The organism is Planktothricoides sp. SR001, assembly GCF_001276715.1.
GTDB lineage: Bacteria > Cyanobacteriota > Cyanobacteriia > Cyanobacteriales > Laspinemataceae > Planktothricoides > Planktothricoides raciborskii.
This window is the reverse complement of sequence record NZ_LIUQ01000003.1, coordinates 196,708-214,933: the sequence shown is the minus strand read 5'-3', so window position 1 is coordinate 214,933 and position 18,226 is coordinate 196,708. Positions and strand designations below refer to the sequence as shown.

The following is an 18,226-nucleotide window of genomic DNA, read 5'->3' as shown; positions in this document are numbered from 1 at the left end:
GGATGATGGCTGAAAGTAAACATTGGTATCTAATTTGTTACGATATTCGCTGTCCCAAACGTTGGCGCAAAGCATATAAGCTGATGGAGGGATATGGGGAACGGATGCAATATTCTATTTTCCGTTGTTGGCTGTCTCAGCGAGAACGGGAAAAGTTGCGCTGGGAGTTGGAGAAGATTTTGACCGCAGAGGATGATTTGCTGCTGGTTCGGCTGCCAAACCAATGCGTGCAAGGGATTCCGGCCTATAATCGAGAGGGGGCTTGGCCAGACCAACCAGAATGTTTTCGGATTTTATGATGATGCAAGCATTGCTGCTTGTGAAGGGATGACCTGGTGATTTAAAGTCGGAAATGCTCAAGGGGCAGGGATTTGAGGATTTTTTTCCTGCCCTTTGATGCTTGCAATTTTGTGATAGAGGGGAAAAGCTATGATTTGTGGGGATTTCCGGTTGGCTCGTTTGCCAGAATCGTTGAGTTTTGTGATGATTTGGCCAGTAGGATTGCTTTTTTTGGCAGGTGCTTGTAAAATTGGAAGGCAAAGCAGTTGGTTTAAGGGTTTTGGTTGATGCCTTGCTCTTACCTCTGATGCCGTAAGGCGTTGAGCACAAAAAGGGAACAAAATTGCCGCCAATCCGTTTTGAGTTTGCTCTTACCTCTGATGCCGTAAGGCGTTGAGCACCTTAGTAACAAAGAAATTGTTAAAACTTTAGCGATTGCTCTTACCTCTGATGCCGTAAGGCGTTGAGCACTACCGTCTTCGTTTTTTTCTGCGCATTGCACTACTTTGCTCTTACCTCTGATGCCGTAAGGCGTTGAGCACCTGCAAACCGCGACGATGGTTCGGAAATCGTTTTCTTGCTCTTACCTCTGATGCCGTAAGGCGTTGAGCACTGTACTGGGGGGTGAGCCATCCTTTCCGCACACCTTGCTCTTACCTCTGATGCCGTAAGGCGTTGAGCACGAAAAGCAGAGGGAAAGCTTGAATAAAGCTGCCCTATTGCTCTTACCTCTGATGCCGTAAGGCGTTGAGCACAGGTATTGTCACCACATATTTCGCGCTTCCCAATTGCTCTTACCTCTGATGCCGTAAGGCGTTGAGCACTGGATGGCAGACTCGCCATCTCCCCCATTTCTTTTGCTCTTACCTCTGATGCCGTAAGGCGTTGAGCACTGGGCGACTGCTAAATTGAGTAACAGTTTCAATAAATTGCTCTTACCTCTGATGCCGTAAGGCGTTGAGCACCTTCTTCTATCCAAAAAGCACAAACAATCAATCAATTGCTCTTACCTCTGATGCCGTAAGGCGTTGAGCACATTGATGATCGTCGAATCGAGACAGCAGGGCAAAGTTGCTCTTACCTCTGATGCCGTAAGGCGTTGAGCACTATTGTATGTTTCAAAAGATGATTTTTCTACTGCTTTGCTCTTACCTCTGATGCCGTAAGGCGTTGAGCACCTTGTCTTGTATTCAACACCCATACCTTTACCTCTGTTTGCTCTTACCTCTGATGCCGTAAGGCGTTGAGCACACCACCAAACCGAAACCTAGAGTTTGACTTATAGCGCAAATCTGCCGCGAGTAAACCACAAAGCATCTGTAGGGGCGAAGCATTCCGTAGGGGCGAATGGCCATTCGCCCGTACCAGGGCGAATGGCCATTCGCCCCTACAATGCTTAAAATATTAAATGTACGGGCTTTCTGGCCATAAAGCCTGACGGATTATGCTCCGCAAGGACGCCCCTACGGAATGCGCGGGTCCTACCGTGGTTCAGCAATCTGAAAACCGCTGTAAATTCGTTGCTCTTACCTCTGATACCAAATCCGGTTCTCATATACTGACTACGATCGTTACCTAAAACGCTTGTGGATTCCCGCCTTCGCGGGAATGACATCTGACCTGATAAACGGGTTTTAACAACCGGATTTGGTATGATGCCGTAAGGCGTTGAGCACAAAAAGTAGCGAAAAAAAAGGACAAGGCAACAGCCAAGTCCTTTTTTTCCATTTAACTTTCATGGTGAAATCACCGGCTAATCAGATCAGCCACCGGCTACTGCTGGGACGATGCTCACTTCATCCCCGTCATTGATGGCCGTCTTAGTGCCTTCCAAAAACCGAATATCTTCACTATTCACATAGAAATTTAAAAAGCGACGGGGTTGACCTTTTTCGTCACATAAACGCTCTTTAATACCCGGACAAGCGGCTTCCAAAGCGTCGATCAACTCAGCAATATTGCTGCCCGAGCATTCGATCGCCGCTTGGTTTTGGGTAAATTTTTGTAGAGGTGTTGGGATTAAAACTTTAACAGACATTGTTAGTAGTGGTTGACTGTTGTTGGATGGTTGACTTTTGCGTGTTGGCCATTGGCGTTGATGCTCAAAAGCCAACACTTAACCATACATTAAACCAGAACTTGCTGCCATTCTAAGCGATCGAGGGTCCGAGAACGTTCTAAGGCCCGCTCAAAACTTTCCAGTTTTGGCTCAATGGTCAGGGGTTCGCCGATGTAACCTTGGATTGCTTCCTGAGTTTTCAAGCCATTGCCGGTGATATAGACAACGGTGGTTTCGTCCGGATCGATTTTACCCGCTTCGACCAATTTCTTGAGAACGGCAACGGTGGTGCCTCCGGCGGTTTCGGTGAAAATGCCCTCGGTTTCCGCCAGGAGTTTAATCCCTTCAATGATTTCTGGATCGCTGACGGATTCAATGTTGCCGTTGGTTTGATGGGCAATGTCCAAAGCATAGACCCCATCTGCCGGGTTGCCGATCGCGATGGATTTGGCCACGGTGTTGGGTTTGACTGGGGTAATAAAATCGCGGTTTTCCCGGAAAGCTTGGGCGATCGGCGAACAGCCATCCGCTTGGGCGCCGCTGAAGCGTACCGCTTTGTCATCCACCAAACCGAGTTTAATAAATTCTTGGAAACCTTTGTAAATTTTGGTGAAGAGAGAACCAGAGGCCAACGGTGCAACAATATGGTCGGGAAGTTGCCAGCCCAGTTGTTCGGCGACTTCATAACCCAGGGTTTTTGAACCTTCAGAGTAATAAGGACGCAAATTAATATTGACGAAACCCCAGCCGTAGCTGTTAGCCACTTCAGAACAGAGGCGGTTTACTTGGTCATAATTGCCATGAACGGCCATCAGAGTTGGGCTGTAGATGAGGGTGCCCAAAACTTTACCGGATTCTAAGTCCGAGGGAATAAATACGCAACAGTCTAATCCAGCCCGGGCTGCGATCGCGGCGGTAGAGTTTGCCAAGTTGCCGGTACTGGCGCAAGAAACCGTAGTAAAACCCAGTTCTCTGGCGCGGCTTAAGGCGACGGACACCACCCGATCTTTGAAGCTGAGGGTGGGCATATTCACCGCGTCATTTTTAATATAAAGATTTTTAATCCCCAGACGACGGGCTAAACGATTGGCTTTCAGCAGTGGGGTCATGCCAGTTCCCACATCAATCACATTATCGGTCGCCACAGGTAACAAAGGACGATAACGCCAAATGGAGTTAGGCCCCGCTTCAATGGTTGCCCGACTGACTTGCTGGCGGAGGACTTCATAGTTATAGCTGACTTCCAATGGGCCAAAGCAGAATTCACAGACATGAATTGCCTTTGGTTCATATTCAGCGCCACATTCTTTACACTTGAGGGCGTCAAAGGTGGCACCCAAAGCGGCGCCGCTGCTCAAGGTTTCTGGTCTATGGTTGTGTGTTACGGTGGCCTGAATCATTGGACTATCCTCGCTTCAATATCTGGTAAATATCGGCATATTATCGGTTGGGGGCGAAGCATTCGCGTCAGAGGTGACAGGTTCTCAGCAACACTTGTCTGCGCGAATGCTGTCGCCCCTACTGCTGGTATTTTTTCCCCTTATCTGAGAAACCACCGTAACACATGGGAAAAAGGTCGTCAATAATACCCGACAAAAAAAGTCGGGATTAGTCGGGATGGTTGATTTGATACCAAATCCGGTTCTCAATGCAGGGGCGATTCGCGAATCGCCCCTACGATTTCCTACGGGACGCTATGTGCGTTGGGTAAACCCAAAAACGCTTGTGGATTCCCGCATTCGCGGGAATGACATCTAGCTTTATAATTGGTTTTTAAGAACCGGATTTGATTTGACAAGATTTGAGAAATCTTTGGGCAATTTCTGGGCGATGTCCCCAATGTAAGTGAATATATGAAGCATGAAGGTTTTGATTTACGGCGCAACCTTCATGGCTGGATTCGGTATCTTGTTGACTCAACCGCCAAGTTTTAAATAAGGGGGCAACAGGTTCATCAACCAGCCGGGAACGATGAAATTCATGGCCAAAAATTACCTCACCCGCTGCTAAAAGAGGGGTATTTTTTTGGGCGATCGCTCGTCGATATCCTAGAGTTAAGTGGCGATCCATCATAGTGCTACTGGGTAAGATGCCCACCATTGGCCAAGATTTTCCTTGAAAATCAGTGATGGATTTCGATAAATACATTAAACCGCCACATTCCGCGATGGTGGGCATTCCTGATTGGATAGCTTGAAAGATTGCCTCACGAAATGTGACATTTTCGCTGAGTTGTTGGGCGAACATTTCGGGAAAGCCACCACCAAAATAAAGTCCTTGTAATCCCGGAGGTAATTGACTATTTTCTAGGGGACTAAATGGGATTAATTCTGCCCCTAATGATGCCAAAATATCTAAGTTATCTTGATAGTAAAAACTGAAAGTAGCATCACGGGCAATGCCAATTTTTACTGGCAACTTTTCCAGTTTTTTGTGAATTAAATTTATCTGATTTTTCTGAGGCTGATTGGGATAATCTGGAGTAGTTTTAAGTAATGGCAGTAAGTTTTCCCAGTCAAAACTCTGGGCGGCAATTTCGGCTAATTTATCGATGATTTGATCTAGTTCGGGCAGTTCCGCAGTGGGAACTAAACCGAGATGTCTATCCGGGATGGTAATGTGGTCTTGACGCCGAAAAACCCCCAGAATTGGCAAGTTTAGCAGCGCGATCGCTTCTTTGAGGAGTTCTAAATGGCGATCGCTACCCACCCGGTTGAGAACTAACCCGGCAAACTTAATTCTGGGATCCCAGGAACGATAACCGTGGGCGATCGCTGCCACAGAACCGGACAAGCGACTACAATCAATCACGAATAACACCGGCAAATCCAATAAGCGGGCGATATGCGCGGTACTAGCAAAATCCTGGGGTCTGTCTTCGGGAGAAACTTCGGGAGAAAAGAGAAGAGAGGAAAGAGAAGAGAGAATTTTCCTCTTTCCTCTTTTCTCGAACCTCTTTTCTCCAATTGAATCCTGATTTGGAAATACTACATTTCCCGGCACCCCATCAAACAATCCCATCACCCCTTCGACCAGGGCAAATTCTACTCCCTGGATATGGTGAGCAAAGCATTGCCGAACATAGTCCTCAGAAGTCAGCACCGGATCTAAATTGCGGCAAGGGCGACCTGTCACATAGTGATGAAACATCGGGTCAATATAATCAGGCCCGACTTTAAACGATTGCACCGTAATTTCTGGGTGCGGTAATTGGTGCGGTAATTGGTGCTTTAAATGGTGCTTTAAATGGCGCTTTAAATACGCTAATAGTGCTAGGGTGATGGTGGTTTTGCCCACGCCGCTGCGTTCTCCGGCAATGACTAAACTCATATTTTTTGGTGAATCCTTGTAGGCATCGTTGATTTTAAGCTGATCTTAAAATATATTAGACTTCTTGCGTTCCCAAGCCCCGAAAGCCCCGAAAGCCCCGAAAGCCCCGAAAGCCCCGAAAGCCCCCTTTGGAAAGCGGGGTTGGGGGGATCGATATCGGTATGAAAGCATTCTTGTCTATTTTACATATTTTGTCTGTGGTTAACCAATCTAAAAAAATGTGTATTTAAACACAAATAAATCAAAAAAATAATTTTTTTTTGAAAAAAATTTTTTGTTTGACATATTTTTAATTATGATTAAATATTAAAAATATTACTTAATTTATTATTAAAAATAAAGGGTAATTGTTAAAAGCAATACCCTGGAATATTTATGCGGAATTTTCAGGAATCGAGCCGCGTTTTCGGCCAAGTAAATGAGCGATTAACCGTTGATTAAGCCCGATCGCCTTTTTGGGGGGCTTTGAGGGGTGGGACCGAAAGAGCAGTCAAGCGATCGCCACAAGGATCAAAGAGTAGCCTTAGCTTGTACTATTGGGGTGAAGGCTTCAACAATAGTAATCTGATTGATATGAGTACAGCAGCGGAATCACAGGAAATTAAGTTTGGTACGGATGGATGGCGAGGACTGATCGCCAAAGATTTTACTTTTGCCAATGTACGCAAGGTGACACGGGCGATCGCCAGTTATCTAGAAACTGCTTACAGCAAAGACAGACCTGTTTTAGTCGCCTACGATCCCCGCTTCTTAGCTGATGAGTTTGCCAACACTGCCGCTGAGATTTTGGCCGATTTGGGCTGGACGGTAAAAATCGTAGACCGGGATTGTCCGACGCCGGTAATTGCTTACAATGCTTTACATTTGAAGTCCGCTGGGGCTTTGATGTTTACCGCTTCTCACAACCCGGCCCCCTATTGCGGCATTAAATATATCCCAGATTACGCAGGCCCTGCGACTCCAGAAATTACTGATACCATTGTGGCCAATATTCCCGGTGCTTCTGATGCACCCCCAGCCACCAAGAAAACTGAGCAAATTTCCACTTTTGACCCCAAACCCGAATATCTGAAGTTTCTCTATAGCCAAATTGATCTGGATCGACTGCGGAGTGCGAAACTTAAGGTTAAGTATGATGCCCTGTACTCAACTTCACGGGGTTATTTAGATGAAGTTTTAGCTTACTGCGGTTGTGAAACCGAAAGTTTCCACACTTGGCGGGATGTGTTGTTTGGTGGCGGGATGCCCGAACCCAAGCCAGAACAACTGCAAGAGTTGGTGGAGTCTGTCACCAGCGGTGGGGCGGATTTAGGTCTAGCCACTGACGGGGATAGCGATCGCTTTGGCATTGTGGACGAAAAAGGCAATGTCCTCACTCCCAACACGATTTTATTGTTGTTAGCCCGTCACTTGGTTAAAAACAAGGGCAAACGTGGGGCAATTGTCCGAACTGTAGCCACGACCCACTTATTAGATAACCTGGCGGCTAAGTACGGTTTAGAACTGTATGAAACCGCTGTGGGCTTTAAGTATGTGGGCGAAAAAATGCGGGAAACCGATGTGCTGATTGGCGGTGAAGAGTCCGGGGGCTTAAGTGTTCTGGGACATATTCCCGAAAAGGATGGGATTTTGGCCGATATGCTGGTGGCAGAGGCGATCGCTTATGAAGGGAAACCCCTTAGCCAATTGGTTGAAGAAGCGATTAAAGAAGCCGATGGCCCCTTGTACAATAACCGCCTTGATATGCATTTAACCGAAGCCCACAAAGCAGCGGTTTTAGATGCTTATCTGAACAATCCTCCGTCAGAAATAGCCGGAATTCATGTTAAAGAAGTGGGACGGAAAGACGGGATTAAGCTGTATATGGCTGATGGTGGCTGGATTTTGCTGCGTCCTTCTGGGACAGAACCCCTGATTCGGGTTTATATTGAAACTAATTCAGCGGAAAAATTAGCTTCTATCGAAGCCGAAATGCAATCGGGCATCGATAAGCTGGCTTAACCGAGGGCGATCGCGGGTGTGAGAAACCGGGTTTCTTAGAGAAACCCGGTAACTTCGACGAAACTGGGTTGGCGATCTGATGTAATAACCTTTTGAGCAATAATGAAACCAATTCCTGCCATATTAATTTGCGTAATTTTAGCGGTTTGGGTGGGAGCGATCGCGATTTTGTCAGTACAAAATGCGACCCCAGTCCAGTTATCTTTTTTAGGTTTACAGTCAATTCAAATGCCGGTGGGTGTGGTGCTGGCGTTTTCTGTGGCAATTGGCACCATTGCTGGGGCGATCGCGCCTTTAATCTGGAATAATAAATAACCGACAAATCTCATCCTCATCTAAATAAAATCAGGGTGAAAGCAAAAGATTCGTTGTCAAGAGTCAGCGCTTAGGGGATAATCGATTATCCCCTGGTCAGGGTTAAAAATTTTTTTCTGGCACTATGAAAAAACCAAAATTAGCACGGGTATTTTGGTTGACTGTATTTGCACCCGCATTCGGCAATATTGCAAACTTCGGCAATGTGGGCATCCTCAGTCTACTCAGCCTACTCAGTTCAACGGTTAGCCTGAATCAAGTACATTCTGTGGCGATCGCCGCCGAGGGCAGACAGTGGGAATACGACCCCTATACCAATCAATTACAAATTACCAGCAAGGAAAAGCCAGAATATTTTATCCTTGCAGATCCGCCGCGAATCGTCATCGATGTTCCCCGTAGCAACTTTGGCAGAAATCCTACTCAAGAAAGTTACCCCGGTTTAGTGCAAAGCATTAGAATTAGTGAGTTTAAACCCGGAGAAACGCGAATTGTCATGGATCTCGATCCCGCCATTTCGATTCATCCAGGACAAATCACTCTGGAACCCCTGGGTCAAGGAAATCGCTGGGTTTTACGTCCACAAATTGCCTTGTCACAAGCCTTACCCAGAGTGGAGAGTCGGGGGACATTGCCCCAACTGCCACCGCAGGCCAATATTAGGCATCAATCCCCCATACTAGGCAACCAACTGGGCAACCAACTGGGCAACCAGCCAGAAAGCAGCCCGGAAAGTATCATTATGCCGCCATTGCCGGTGACTACAGGACCCCTAACGCCACTAAATCCTGTACCGATTAATTCCGAGGTGGGCTTACCGACGCAACCACTCACACCAGGTAATTCTCAGGGCGATCGCCCTGTTACGGTCAACGTTCCTGGCTTGGATGGGATGCCCTCTGGCGGTATTTCGGTCAGTGAAACCAAGGGAACAACGGAGACAACAGAAATATTTGTCCCACCACCGCCACCCCCTGACTGGCAAAGCGACTGTAGCAACGCGGAATGTCCTGTCCCTACCGAAACCTCCTCGATCCCTATCCCTGTATCACCGTCAAAAACTCCTGCGGTGACGGACTCCAGTGTGATGACCCGTGAAGAGATGGAATTAATGGAGTCTTTGCCGCCCTATTCTGAATGGCAGCAAGTCCCCCTGACCGAAAGCCCATCGGTCAGCGTTGAAGCCTCTGCATCCGTCACTCCCTCCATTGACTCGACGGTGGCAGAAACACCAGTAATTCTCCCTGTCCCGGCTACACCGGAATGGCAAGCGATCGCCCCGAATGAATCTTTATCATTAGAGTCAAGCAACCCGGTTTCTGCGACTAATGAGTCTTTATCTTTGATGGCTTATTCATCCCCATCAGATGAGGTGATTACTTTCGGCGAATCTTTGCCAAGGCGATCGAATGCAGAACCTCCCGTAAATTCTGTAAATTCTGTAGATTCTGTTACGGCGATTAATGTACCCAATCTGCCAAATAATCAGAACGATCTGAATAATGTCAACCCCACGGCGGTGCAAATTCCTGTCACCGATCCGAATGTATTAGTAGCCGCTGGGACGATGATTATTTTAAGTTATCCCGGTTCAGAAGGATTTACCGTTAAAAGCGGTTCCTCTCGACGGGAAGTTTTGGTGGTAAATGTGGAAGTTTATGACCGCAATGGCAATGCGATCGCCCCAGTAGGAACACCGGCAATCGGTACTTTTAAAAGCGATCGCTCTGGTATTCGTTTTGTACTGGAATCAATCGTGATTAATGGTAAAATGGTAAGCATCAAAGCCGAATCAAACCCGATCGCCGGAGATATGGCAATTTCCCGAAATGGGCTGCTGAGTTGGTCTACCCTGGGGGCGATCGGTGGTGCAGCCATTGGCGGTTTAGCTGGGGGTCCATTATTAGGCGGCGCAGCAGCGGGAATTGCGGCCAATTTACTATCGTCACCCAAAGAAATTGCGATCGCGCCCGGTCAAGTTTTGCCCGTGCGTTTGACCGAACATTGGCGTGCCAATTAATCATATATAGCAATCCTAAATCAAGAGTTAAGGTAAGCATTCAGCCAATTTTTAGGCAAAGGGACAAATGTTATGATAACTCTGATGAATTTAAAACAACTCCATGAAATCGATGATTCTCAATGGCTAGAGGAAACCGTTAAATTATTGAAAAACCAGATTGAAAAACCAGCAATTCCCAGAAGAGAAACTTCGTAGGGTGGGCAAGATTTTGCCCACCCTACACATAGCGTAGAATATTGTACAAGGGAAGCATTCCGGCAGATAAATTATCTGCGGTCAAGATCACGCCCCTACAGGTATATTCCAGGTATATTCGATGTATTCGTCGATATACAATTAGGCTTTTAAGTCTTACCAAAATTAGCGGAGTCGCGATCGCAGCGAACTGTTAAGATCGGAATTTATGGCAAAACCTCCCCTACCCTGATTCGCCAATATGTGTTAATTATGGTAAACCACCACAAGGGGGTGTGGAACTAATATATGTTTCACCGGTAATAGAGCTCATCGTCAATTCGTGCAACCTCTCATGAAACTTCTCCTTCGCACATTGTGCTGCTGGACAAATATTTAGCTCATGAAGAGAATAAGCCTGACTGCCACGACATTGAGCATTTTCAGGTATAATGATGTAGTCCCCTTGACCTGGACATGGCGCCCAGAATCCTGATGAATAGAAACAAAGAGTTTGTCCAGTATCAGGATTCCTGTAAGTTTGGCGACTCGCGATTTGACCCCAGGGACTACCGCCATACTGTGCTATAATGTCAACATTATTCTTTAATTGTGGATTAATACTTGTATGATTGGCTTCGATCGCACTGGTTTCTGGTAGATTGGCATTAGCGTTTTGATCTCCTTTGAGAACAGCCCCACTCACGGCCAAAACAGTACCAAGCAATAAGATCACTGCTTTTCTGTTCATTGATTTACCTCCGATATTTACACATTGCCTTTAACTTTTGTCGATTGGCAAAAACATAAATCTCTCAACTGACTAAAGCCGAAAGGAAGTGATGGTAAGAACTAATATTGATATTATTTCCCAGGGGGAAATTTTTGTCAGTCGGATATTGTCGGTAATTTAATGTCGGAAATTGTCGGATATTGTCGGAAATTGTCGGAAATTGTCGGATATTGTCGGATTTTTTGACCCTTATCAAGATTATGCATATATGGATATTCAAGAGGTTTTAAAAATAGCCGATCGCTTGGTTTTTCATCATACGGGAAAACACCTAGATAATCTGCAAAAAACTATTCTGCAAGGGGTTTGGCAAGGGAAAAAATATACTGATATTGCGGAAAACATGGCTTATACTGAAGGTTATGTGAGAGATACCGCTTCAGATTTATGGAAAATATTATCAGAGTTGGCTGGGGAAGAAATTAATAAATCTAATTTTTGTTCGGCTTTAGAGAGATTAGAACTTTCGGTTTCTTCCACAATGTCTAATTTTTCTAATGTAAGAATTAATAAAATTAATAATAACTTAAGTTTATGTGGCGATCGCACCTCATCTCCCCTGGGTGAACAATCAGAGAATAGTAAAAATTCAGACAATGGACAGAAATCAGGGAACAATCAATCAGAAAATCCTCTCAAAAATTTACCGATTCAAGATATAAGAGAAGCCCCAGTTAGAGGCAAAATATGGGGTAGAGTTAATGAAATATCAACCCTAGAGAATTGGCTATTGTCAGAAAACAGTCGATTAGTGGGAATATTAGGAATCAGCGGTATCGGTAAAACCACATTATCCCGTCATCTGCTGGGAAAAATCCAAGATAACTTTGATTATATTATTTGGAAAAATCTGCATCATGCTCCCAGCTTATCAACAATGCTGAGACAATTAATTTTATCTTTAGCCAATGCCTCCGATCTGACTTTGCAATTACCGGAAACCCCAGAGAAAAATTTCCTATTAGATTTAGAGATAGAAGAATTATTTTTAATCCTTTGTGAATATTTGCGCGAGTATCGCTGTTTAATTATATTGGATCATGTCCAGTCCATCTTGGCAGAAAATAAGTTGGCGGGTAATTATCGCAGTCATTTAACTAACTATAGTAATTTTTTTAAAAATATCGGGGAAATTGCTCACCAAAGTTGTTTAATCTTCAACAGTTGGGAATCCCCCTTAGAAATTATTGATTTAACAGGGGTCAATACACCCGTTAAAATATTATCATTAAATGGAATTGGGGAAACAGCCAGAGAAATTTTTCAAGAACACAATTTATTAGATGAGGAAAACTGGCCAGAATTAATTAATGCCTATGGCGGTAATCCTTACTGGTTAAAAACCGTGGCGCGAATGATTCAGGAATTATTTAATGGCCAAGTCAAAGATTATTTAAAATATAATGCCCTGTTTCTGGGTGATGAAATGATGGCTCAATTAAATCAGCATTTTCAACGATTATCCCCATTAGAAACACAGGTAATCTCTCAATTCAGCCAAATCAATACCCCGGTAACGATTGCCGAACTGTTACAAAATTTAACCCTGTCACCCACTGAGTTGTTGCAGGGGATTCAATCGTTGAGCAGACGTTCATTAATTGAAAAGATTACCCAAGATAAATTAACATTATTTACCGTATCACCTGTGATTAAGGAATATCTAAAAAATATCCATAAAAATATCTAAATAAAAACCATACAAATTTTTATAAGTTTACGGGCAGAAATAAATGCACCACAGACCCCATTAGAGGAAAGAGGAAAGAGGATGCATAGGAAAGAGTAAAGAGTAAAGAGGAAAATTCTCTATTCTCTATTCTCTATTCTCTATTCTCTCTCCTTCCTATATGCGGGAATCCAAAGCCTATCGGCGGGGAACGAAAAGTGCAATTAATTATGTTCACCTACTTAAGTAATTTAATATTAACCCAATAATACCCCGCTGTTTCCACGAAAGCAAGTTATTTTTTCCCACGGTTTGGGTGATGCGATCGAGGATAATTGCTAATAGAACAATTCCTAAACCGCCTACTGCTGCTAGTCCAATATCCAAACGTCCTACTCCTTGTAACACCATTAATCCTAAGCCTGGAACGGCAATCATTGAAGTCACTACAGACATAGATAATGCCATTAAAATTGCTTGATTTACCCCCGCTAAAATCGTTGGCATGGCTAGAGGAATTTGGGCTTCCCAGAGCACTTGGTTGGGGGTTGAACCAAAGGCGATCGCGGCTTCGACGACTTCTGCGGGTACTTGCCGAATGCCTAAATTAGTCAGACGAATTAAAGGGGGCAAAGCGAATATAATTGTCGCAATTACTCCCGGTACTTCCCCAATGCCAAACAGCATCACTACCGGCACTAAATAAACAAAAGTGGGCAAGGTTTGCATTACATCTAATAAAGGCTGGATGATTTTTTCCAGGCGATCGCTGCGAGCACAAGCAATGCCTAAAGGAATTCCTATGACTAGACAAAATATCACCGCCGTTATGACTAAAGACAGGGATACCATTGCTTCTTCCCAAATGCCCAAAAGACCAATTAAAGTTAACCCAATTAAGCTATAAATAGCCATTTTTCTGCCAGCTATTTGCCACGCAATCGCCCCCAATATGACTAAGAATATTAAGGGTGGGGTAGCTACAAAAATTGATGCAATACTTTCTAAAATTACCTTAATCGGCAAGGCAATCGCTTGAAATACAGGCCTAAATTGTTGCACTATAAAATTAATTAACGCCGTAATCCAATCATCCAGCGGAATTGTATAACTCTCGAAAGGATTTAACAGCGAATTTAACCAAACTTGATGATAAGCCATGATAATTGCCAGTAAAATTATTTGAATCAGGTTGAAAAATATAGCTGGTATTATCGGGATTACTTTTTCTGGATTCCCGCGCGGGAATGACAGGGTTTTTTGTCCTTAATCACTCTGACAAGTGCTGTATATTTTTCAACCAAGAATAAATGGCTGTTATAGCGGTTTTCTACTGAGTAAACCACATTAACCGCCAGGGAATGAATCCCCGTAGGGGTCAACGGCCGTTGACCCCTACGGGGATTTCTATCCCCGCCTGCTGTGGTTTATTAATCTAAAAACCACTGTTATAGAAACATCTAAAAATGTATTCATTCAGCCGCTTGTTTAGCTTGTGCTAACCAACTATCAAACAGGGCTTGATTTTGGCTGACCCATTCTGCCCCATGACGGCGAATATCTTTGACCCGATTTTCCCCATTTTTAATTCTTAAGCTTTCAGCATTCATATCAGCGACGGGAATTTTCACTAATTCAAACCAGCGTTTAGCCACTGGATTTTTGGCCAAAAAATTAGGATTGGCCACAATTCGCTGCTGAGTTCTGACTAAGCCAAAATTTTTGCCATTCATCACCGTATCTTTTGCGGTGATTTTGCCCATACTTTCCGGCAGAGAAGTAAAAGGAACTTCTAACCAAACCACGTCGCGATCGGGCTGAAAAACTGCACCAATCCAGTGGGGATTATAGGCAAAGAAAATAATCGATTGCCCTTGTTGGTAACGGGCGATCGCATCAGCCATTAATGCCGCATAATTGCCTCTATCTTGCTCAACAGTTTGCTCAAGTCCGTAAGCTTTAATTTGATGGTCGATCGCTAATTCACAAACCCAACCAGGAGTGCATCCGACTAAATTTGCCTTGCCATCGCCATCAGAGTCAAAGAGTTTGGCCAGTTTGGGATCTTGCAATTGGGCGATATTTTTGATATTATATTTAGTGGCAGTTTTTTGATCGATTTGATAGCCAGCGATGCCGTCGGGAGTAATAATTCCCACGGGCTGAAGTTTGGCTTGTCCCCCAGCATTTTCAAAAAATAGTTGGTGTGCCGGGTCATAGTAAACGGTGCTATAATCTAAATCCCCATTGGCGATCGCCAGATAAAGAGCCGGGTAATCTAATTCTTTGGGCGACGCTATTTTATAGCCCAATTTTTCTAAACCCATATTCACAATTTCTATTTGAAATCGCTCATCAATCCAACTACTATGGGCGGAACGAATAGTTAATTGTGGTGCGGAAGATGTTTGATTGTCTGTAGATTTTATCTGCGGTTGACAGGCAGTTAAGCCAGTTAATACCGTGCCGAATACGCTGCTTAATACGGTGATGAGGACGAGTTTTTGCCAGGGTTTTGGGGATGGTTGGAATATCATGGTTTTTTTTCAGGGTAAACTAATTATTTGCAAAATGCGGTGACAGGACTCAGACTGTTTAAGATATCGGATATTTGAATTGTCCCCATCAATTTTTCTTGGTCATCAACGACAGCGATCGCCTGGTTGAGTTGACAAAGGGGAAAGATATTTTCTACAGGGGTTACAGCGCTGACAATGGGAAATTGGCGGGTCATAATTTCGGTAATATCCTCTTTTCCTAGGGCGATCGCTGCTTCCAGAGTGGTTCGGTTGAGCAAACCCACGGGTTTACCATTGGAGGAAATCACATACATTTGGGTTAATTGATTTGCTGACATTTGTTCAAGTGCAACTTTGGCCGATTCACCCAAAATTAATGATACAGTTTCACGGGCAATTGTACCCGCTTTTAGGACTTGCGCCCGGTTAACATCTTGAAGGAAAGCGCGGATATAATCGCCCTGGGGTTGAGTGATTAAGTCTTCCGGTTGACTCACTTGAACAATGCCGCCATCTTTCATCACCGCAATGCGATCGCCCAATCTTAAAGCCTCGTGAATATCGTGGCTAATAAACACAATCGTCTTGTGCAATTCTGTTTGCAATCGGAGTAACTCGTCCTGCATTTCTCGGCGAATAATTGGGTCAAGGGCACTAAACGGTTCATCCATCAATAAAATATCCGCATCCGTCGCCAAAGCGCGGGCTAAACCTACCCGTTGCTGCATCCCCCCACTCAGGGAAGAAGGCAAATAATCAGCCCATGCTTCTAAACCCACCCGTGCCAAATTTTCCCAGGCTTTTTCACGACATTTAACTTTGCTGACTCCGCGAATTTTCAATCCATAAGCCACATTTTCCGCCACGGTTTTATGGGGCAATAAACCAAATCCTTGAAAAACCATCGACACCTTAGTTAAGCGAATTTCCCGCAGTCTTTTTTCATCCATCCGCACCACATCTTCTCCATCAATATAGATATGTCCGCTGGTGGGATGAATCAATCGGTTAAGACAACGCACCAGGGTAGATTTGCCGGAACCGGATAATCCCATGATCACAAATATTTCTCCCTGGGCGATCGACAGAGAAACATCGGCAATGCCCACAACATGATTGGTTAATTGTAAAATTTCATCTCTGGTTTTTCCCTCGCGAAAAAGTTGCAAAGCATACCGAGGGTTGGAACCATAAATTTTAATCAGATGTTCAATTTGAATTTTCGGCATTAAATTCATAAAAAAATATACTTTTATTGGGGCAAAAGAAACCGGGTTTCTGTTGTCAGGAACAAGGATAACTGTGGTAACCAGAAAAGAAACCCGGTTTCTGGGTTTCGTAGCTGGTTTTTGTTCCTTGGGGGAAAAGAAACCGGGTTTCTGTTGTCAGGAACAAGGATAACTGTGGTAAGCATAAAAGAAACCCGGTTTCTGGGTTCGGTCTCTGGGTGTGTTTTCTCAACCTAACCTAAAAATCAAAAGGTGATTTCGGCTTATTTTGAGATGTTTCGGGATTGTAAACGGGTTTAATCGGGTAAGGTATGGTAATTCCTTCGATTTGATACCGCTTAAATAGCTTTTTAATAAATTCATGTTTAATCAACAAATGATCGATAAATTCTTTGACCTCCATATAAACCGTGAAATTAATACTAAAATAGCCAAAACTATGATACCGGATAAATGGTTTAAAATTAGAAACACCTCCGGGAACATCTCGCATAATTTCTTTGGCAACTTCCAGAGTCACTCTTTCAACTTTTTCTAAATCACTATCATAACTGACTCCCACTTCTACTAAAATCAGCATGGTTTTTTCCGGGAGATGATAATTTTTAAAGGTAGAGGCAACCAGTTCCGCATTGGGAACGATAATTAAATTATTGGGATATTCTCGAATTGTGGTATGTCGCCAAGTCACATCAGTAACATATCCTTCTTCTCCGGTTTCTAGTTTCACATAATCTCCGGGATTAACTTTGCGAGACATAATTAAATTAATCCCACAAAATATATTTGATAGGGTACTTTGTAGGGCTAAACCCACGGAAATTCCCCCGACCCCTAATGCGGTGAGTAATGGGGTGATGGAAATTCCCAGGGATTGCAGGATGATTAAGAAGCCAATGATAAAAATTAATAGTCTGGTGAGGTTTTCAAACAAAGATGTTAATGGTAAAAAACCTTCGGCTGTTTGACTATAGAGGCGAATAAATCCAATGGCTATTTTAGAGAAAAATAGGGTGGTATAGCCTAAGATAATAATTAAAATTAATTGAGATAAAAATGACTGCCATTTAGGGCCAAGAGAGCTACTAATTAGGGCAGCATAAATTCCGGCTACAAAGAAAATTAAGAAAGGAATTCCCCGCACAGAGTCAGTTAGGAATCGATTGAATTTAACTCCTCGTTGAATCAGGATTTTTTTGACTTGGCTAACAATTCTTTTTTCAAAGATGATTCCGCCAATAAAACCAGCGAGGATTAATCCAGTTGGGACTAATAATTTAATTAATATTGCACTAGAAATCATGGGAGTTTCCTTGGGCTTCAGGGGCAGGGGTGTGGGGTTTAGGGAAGAGTGAATAGTGAATAGTGAATAGTGAATAGTGAATAGTGAATAGTGAATAGTGAATAGCGAATAGTGATATTTCTTTTGTACGGGCTTCCTTGCGAAGCCCATGCCGTCAGGCTATATGGCCATTCGCCCCTACCACTTTTGTACGGGCGAATGGCCATTCGCCCCTACCACTTTTCACTTTCTTCCCGATGGCGGCTCCACACCCTACACCCTACACCCCACCTCTAGGCTTACTGCTATAATGTAACGATTATTGTCAGGACAAAGACACTGATGGCCAGAAACGAACTATTACAAATTCGCCTAACTGGACAGGAAAAAGAGCGTTTGCAAGCAGAAGCAGAACGACGCGAGGTTTCTATGTCGGAAGTGATTCGTGACTATATTAAGAGATTGCCAAAAGTTAAGAAAAAATTCTAATATTGCTTAAGATTGCTTAAGATTGCTTAATCGTGTCTGTCTTCTAGGTTAGGGATTGGGTCTG

General features: G+C 44.0%; 17 protein-coding genes and 1 CRISPR repeat array. Of the genes, 9 read left to right on the top strand and 8 right to left on the bottom strand.

Annotated elements, in window-relative coordinates:
* Positions 1–5 precede the first annotated feature (5 nt).
* Positions 6–299, top strand: coding sequence for a CRISPR-associated endonuclease Cas2 (cas2, locus tag AM228_RS03235; protein WP_054464715.1), 294 nt, complete (start codon positions 6–8; stop codon positions 297–299).
* 272 nt (positions 300–571) lie between these two features.
* Positions 572–1,530: a CRISPR direct-repeat array (repeat unit 36 nt; unit sequence TTGCTCTTACCTCTGATGCCGTAAGGCGTTGAGCAC).
* Between the two features lie 511 nt (positions 1,531–2,041).
* Here the strand turns inward: cas2 and AM228_RS03230 are convergent.
* Together AM228_RS03230 and thrC are read right to left on the bottom strand one after the other, a co-directional pair.
* Positions 2,042–2,317: a MoaD/ThiS family protein gene (locus AM228_RS03230; protein ID WP_054464714.1), complete on the bottom strand. Its 276-nt coding sequence runs from the start codon at positions 2,315–2,317 to the stop codon at positions 2,042–2,044.
* Positions 2,318–2,406: 89 nt separating this feature from the next.
* Positions 2,407–3,738: a threonine synthase gene (gene thrC / locus AM228_RS03225; RefSeq protein ID WP_054464647.1), complete on the bottom strand. Its 1,332-nt coding sequence runs from the start codon at positions 3,736–3,738 to the stop codon at positions 2,407–2,409.
* Between the two features lie 217 nt (positions 3,739–3,955).
* Between thrC and AM228_RS31710 the strand changes: the two genes are divergently transcribed.
* Positions 3,956–4,096: a hypothetical protein gene (locus AM228_RS31710; protein ID WP_156331494.1), complete on the top strand. Its 141-nt coding sequence runs from the start codon at positions 3,956–3,958 to the stop codon at positions 4,094–4,096.
* Positions 4,097–4,111: 15 nt separating this feature from the next.
* Here the strand turns inward: AM228_RS31710 and AM228_RS03220 are convergent, their stop codons facing one another.
* Positions 4,112–5,668, bottom strand: coding sequence for a cobyrinate a,c-diamide synthase (locus AM228_RS03220; protein ID WP_054464646.1), 1,557 nt, complete (start codon positions 5,666–5,668; stop codon positions 4,112–4,114).
* A gap of 573 nt (positions 5,669–6,241) precedes the next feature.
* Between AM228_RS03220 and AM228_RS03215 the strand changes: the two genes are divergently transcribed.
* The 4 genes from AM228_RS03215 to AM228_RS35935 all read left to right on the top strand — a co-directional run bounded on the left by AM228_RS03215 (position 6,242) and on the right by AM228_RS35935 (position 10,202).
* Positions 6,242–7,669, top strand: coding sequence for a phosphoglucomutase/phosphomannomutase family protein (locus AM228_RS03215; protein ID WP_054464645.1), 1,428 nt, complete (start codon positions 6,242–6,244; stop codon positions 7,667–7,669).
* 102 nt (positions 7,670–7,771) lie between these two features.
* Positions 7,772–7,984, top strand: coding sequence for a lipopolysaccharide assembly protein LapA domain-containing protein (locus AM228_RS03210; RefSeq protein WP_054464644.1), 213 nt, complete (start codon positions 7,772–7,774; stop codon positions 7,982–7,984).
* A gap of 124 nt (positions 7,985–8,108) precedes the next feature.
* On the top strand, positions 8,109–10,004 hold the full coding sequence (locus AM228_RS03205) for an AMIN domain-containing protein (protein WP_054464643.1): 1,896 nt from the start codon (positions 8,109–8,111) through the stop codon (positions 10,002–10,004).
* Between the two features lie 72 nt (positions 10,005–10,076).
* The gene (locus tag AM228_RS35935; protein ID WP_255353136.1) at positions 10,077–10,202 is read left to right on the top strand and encodes a hypothetical protein; all 126 of its coding nucleotides are present in this window, start codon (positions 10,077–10,079) and stop codon (positions 10,200–10,202) included.
* 250 nt (positions 10,203–10,452) lie between these two features.
* Here the strand turns inward: AM228_RS35935 and AM228_RS03200 are convergent, their stop codons facing one another.
* Positions 10,453–10,932, bottom strand: coding sequence for a hypothetical protein (locus tag AM228_RS03200; protein WP_054464642.1), 480 nt, complete (start codon positions 10,930–10,932; stop codon positions 10,453–10,455).
* 172 nt (positions 10,933–11,104) lie between these two features.
* On the opposite strand from AM228_RS03200, the gene AM228_RS03195 reads away from it, so the two are divergent.
* Entirely contained in the window at positions 11,105–12,664 is a 1,560-nt protein-coding gene (locus tag AM228_RS03195) for an NB-ARC domain-containing protein (RefSeq protein ID WP_054464641.1), read from the top strand.
* 213 nt (positions 12,665–12,877) lie between these two features.
* On the opposite strand, the gene AM228_RS03190 is transcribed toward AM228_RS03195, so the two are convergent.
* From AM228_RS03190 to AM228_RS03175, 4 genes are all read right to left on the bottom strand, one after another.
* Entirely contained in the window at positions 12,878–13,804 is a 927-nt protein-coding gene (locus AM228_RS03190; RefSeq protein ID WP_054464640.1) for a proline/glycine betaine ABC transporter permease, read from the bottom strand.
* A gap of 311 nt (positions 13,805–14,115) precedes the next feature.
* Positions 14,116–15,180, bottom strand: coding sequence for a glycine betaine/L-proline ABC transporter substrate-binding protein ProX (proX, locus tag AM228_RS03185; RefSeq protein WP_082348720.1), 1,065 nt, complete (start codon positions 15,178–15,180; stop codon positions 14,116–14,118).
* 23 nt (positions 15,181–15,203) lie between these two features.
* Positions 15,204–16,391, bottom strand: a complete 1,188-nt coding sequence (locus AM228_RS03180) for a glycine betaine/L-proline ABC transporter ATP-binding protein (RefSeq protein ID WP_054464639.1) — start codon at positions 16,389–16,391, stop codon at positions 15,204–15,206.
* Between the two features lie 238 nt (positions 16,392–16,629).
* The gene (locus AM228_RS03175) at positions 16,630–17,694 is read right to left on the bottom strand and encodes a mechanosensitive ion channel family protein (RefSeq protein ID WP_054464638.1); all 1,065 of its coding nucleotides are present in this window, start codon (positions 17,692–17,694) and stop codon (positions 16,630–16,632) included.
* 163 nt (positions 17,695–17,857) lie between these two features.
* Between AM228_RS03175 and AM228_RS35930 the strand changes: the two genes are divergently transcribed.
* Together AM228_RS35930 and AM228_RS03170 are read left to right on the top strand one after the other, a co-directional pair.
* Positions 17,858–17,989: a hypothetical protein gene (locus AM228_RS35930; protein ID WP_255353135.1), complete on the top strand. Its 132-nt coding sequence runs from the start codon at positions 17,858–17,860 to the stop codon at positions 17,987–17,989.
* A gap of 26 nt (positions 17,990–18,015) precedes the next feature.
* Positions 18,016–18,162 carry a ribbon-helix-helix protein, CopG family gene (locus AM228_RS03170; protein ID WP_054464637.1) on the top strand — a complete coding sequence of 49 codons (147 nt, stop codon included), beginning with the start codon at positions 18,016–18,018 and terminating at the stop codon, positions 18,160–18,162.
* The last annotated feature ends 64 nt before the right edge of the window (positions 18,163–18,226 follow it).

Coding starts and splice junctions, on each gene's coding strand:
- AM228_RS03215 (WP_054464645.1), top strand. CDS start 6,242: ATGAGTACAGCAGCGGAATCACAGGAAATTAAGTTTGGTACGGATGGA.
- AM228_RS31710 (WP_156331494.1), top strand. CDS start 3,956: ATGGTTGATTTGATACCAAATCCGGTTCTCAATGCAGGGGCGATTCGC.
- AM228_RS03180 (WP_054464639.1), bottom strand. CDS start 16,391: ATGCCGAAAATTCAAATTGAACATCTGATTAAAATTTATGGTTCCAAC.
- AM228_RS03190 (WP_054464640.1), bottom strand. CDS start 13,804: ATGGCTTATCATCAAGTTTGGTTAAATTCGCTGTTAAATCCTTTCGAG.
- AM228_RS03200 (WP_054464642.1), bottom strand. CDS start 10,932: ATGAACAGAAAAGCAGTGATCTTATTGCTTGGTACTGTTTTGGCCGTG.
- AM228_RS03205 (WP_054464643.1), top strand. CDS start 8,109: ATGAAAAAACCAAAATTAGCACGGGTATTTTGGTTGACTGTATTTGCA.
- AM228_RS03230 (WP_054464714.1), bottom strand. CDS start 2,317: ATGTCTGTTAAAGTTTTAATCCCAACACCTCTACAAAAATTTACCCAA.
- thrC (WP_054464647.1), bottom strand. CDS start 3,738: ATGATTCAGGCCACCGTAACACACAACCATAGACCAGAAACCTTGAGC.
- AM228_RS03220 (WP_054464646.1), bottom strand. CDS start 5,668: ATGAGTTTAGTCATTGCCGGAGAACGCAGCGGCGTGGGCAAAACCACC.
- AM228_RS03170 (WP_054464637.1), top strand. CDS start 18,016: ATGGCCAGAAACGAACTATTACAAATTCGCCTAACTGGACAGGAAAAA.
- AM228_RS03175 (WP_054464638.1), bottom strand. CDS start 17,694: ATGATTTCTAGTGCAATATTAATTAAATTATTAGTCCCAACTGGATTA.
- AM228_RS03210 (WP_054464644.1), top strand. CDS start 7,772: ATGAAACCAATTCCTGCCATATTAATTTGCGTAATTTTAGCGGTTTGG.
- cas2 (WP_054464715.1), top strand. CDS start 6: ATGGCTGAAAGTAAACATTGGTATCTAATTTGTTACGATATTCGCTGT.
- AM228_RS35935 (WP_255353136.1), top strand. CDS start 10,077: ATGATAACTCTGATGAATTTAAAACAACTCCATGAAATCGATGATTCT.
- proX (WP_082348720.1), bottom strand. CDS start 15,180: ATGATATTCCAACCATCCCCAAAACCCTGGCAAAAACTCGTCCTCATC.
- AM228_RS35930 (WP_255353135.1), top strand. CDS start 17,858: ATGGCCATTCGCCCCTACCACTTTTGTACGGGCGAATGGCCATTCGCC.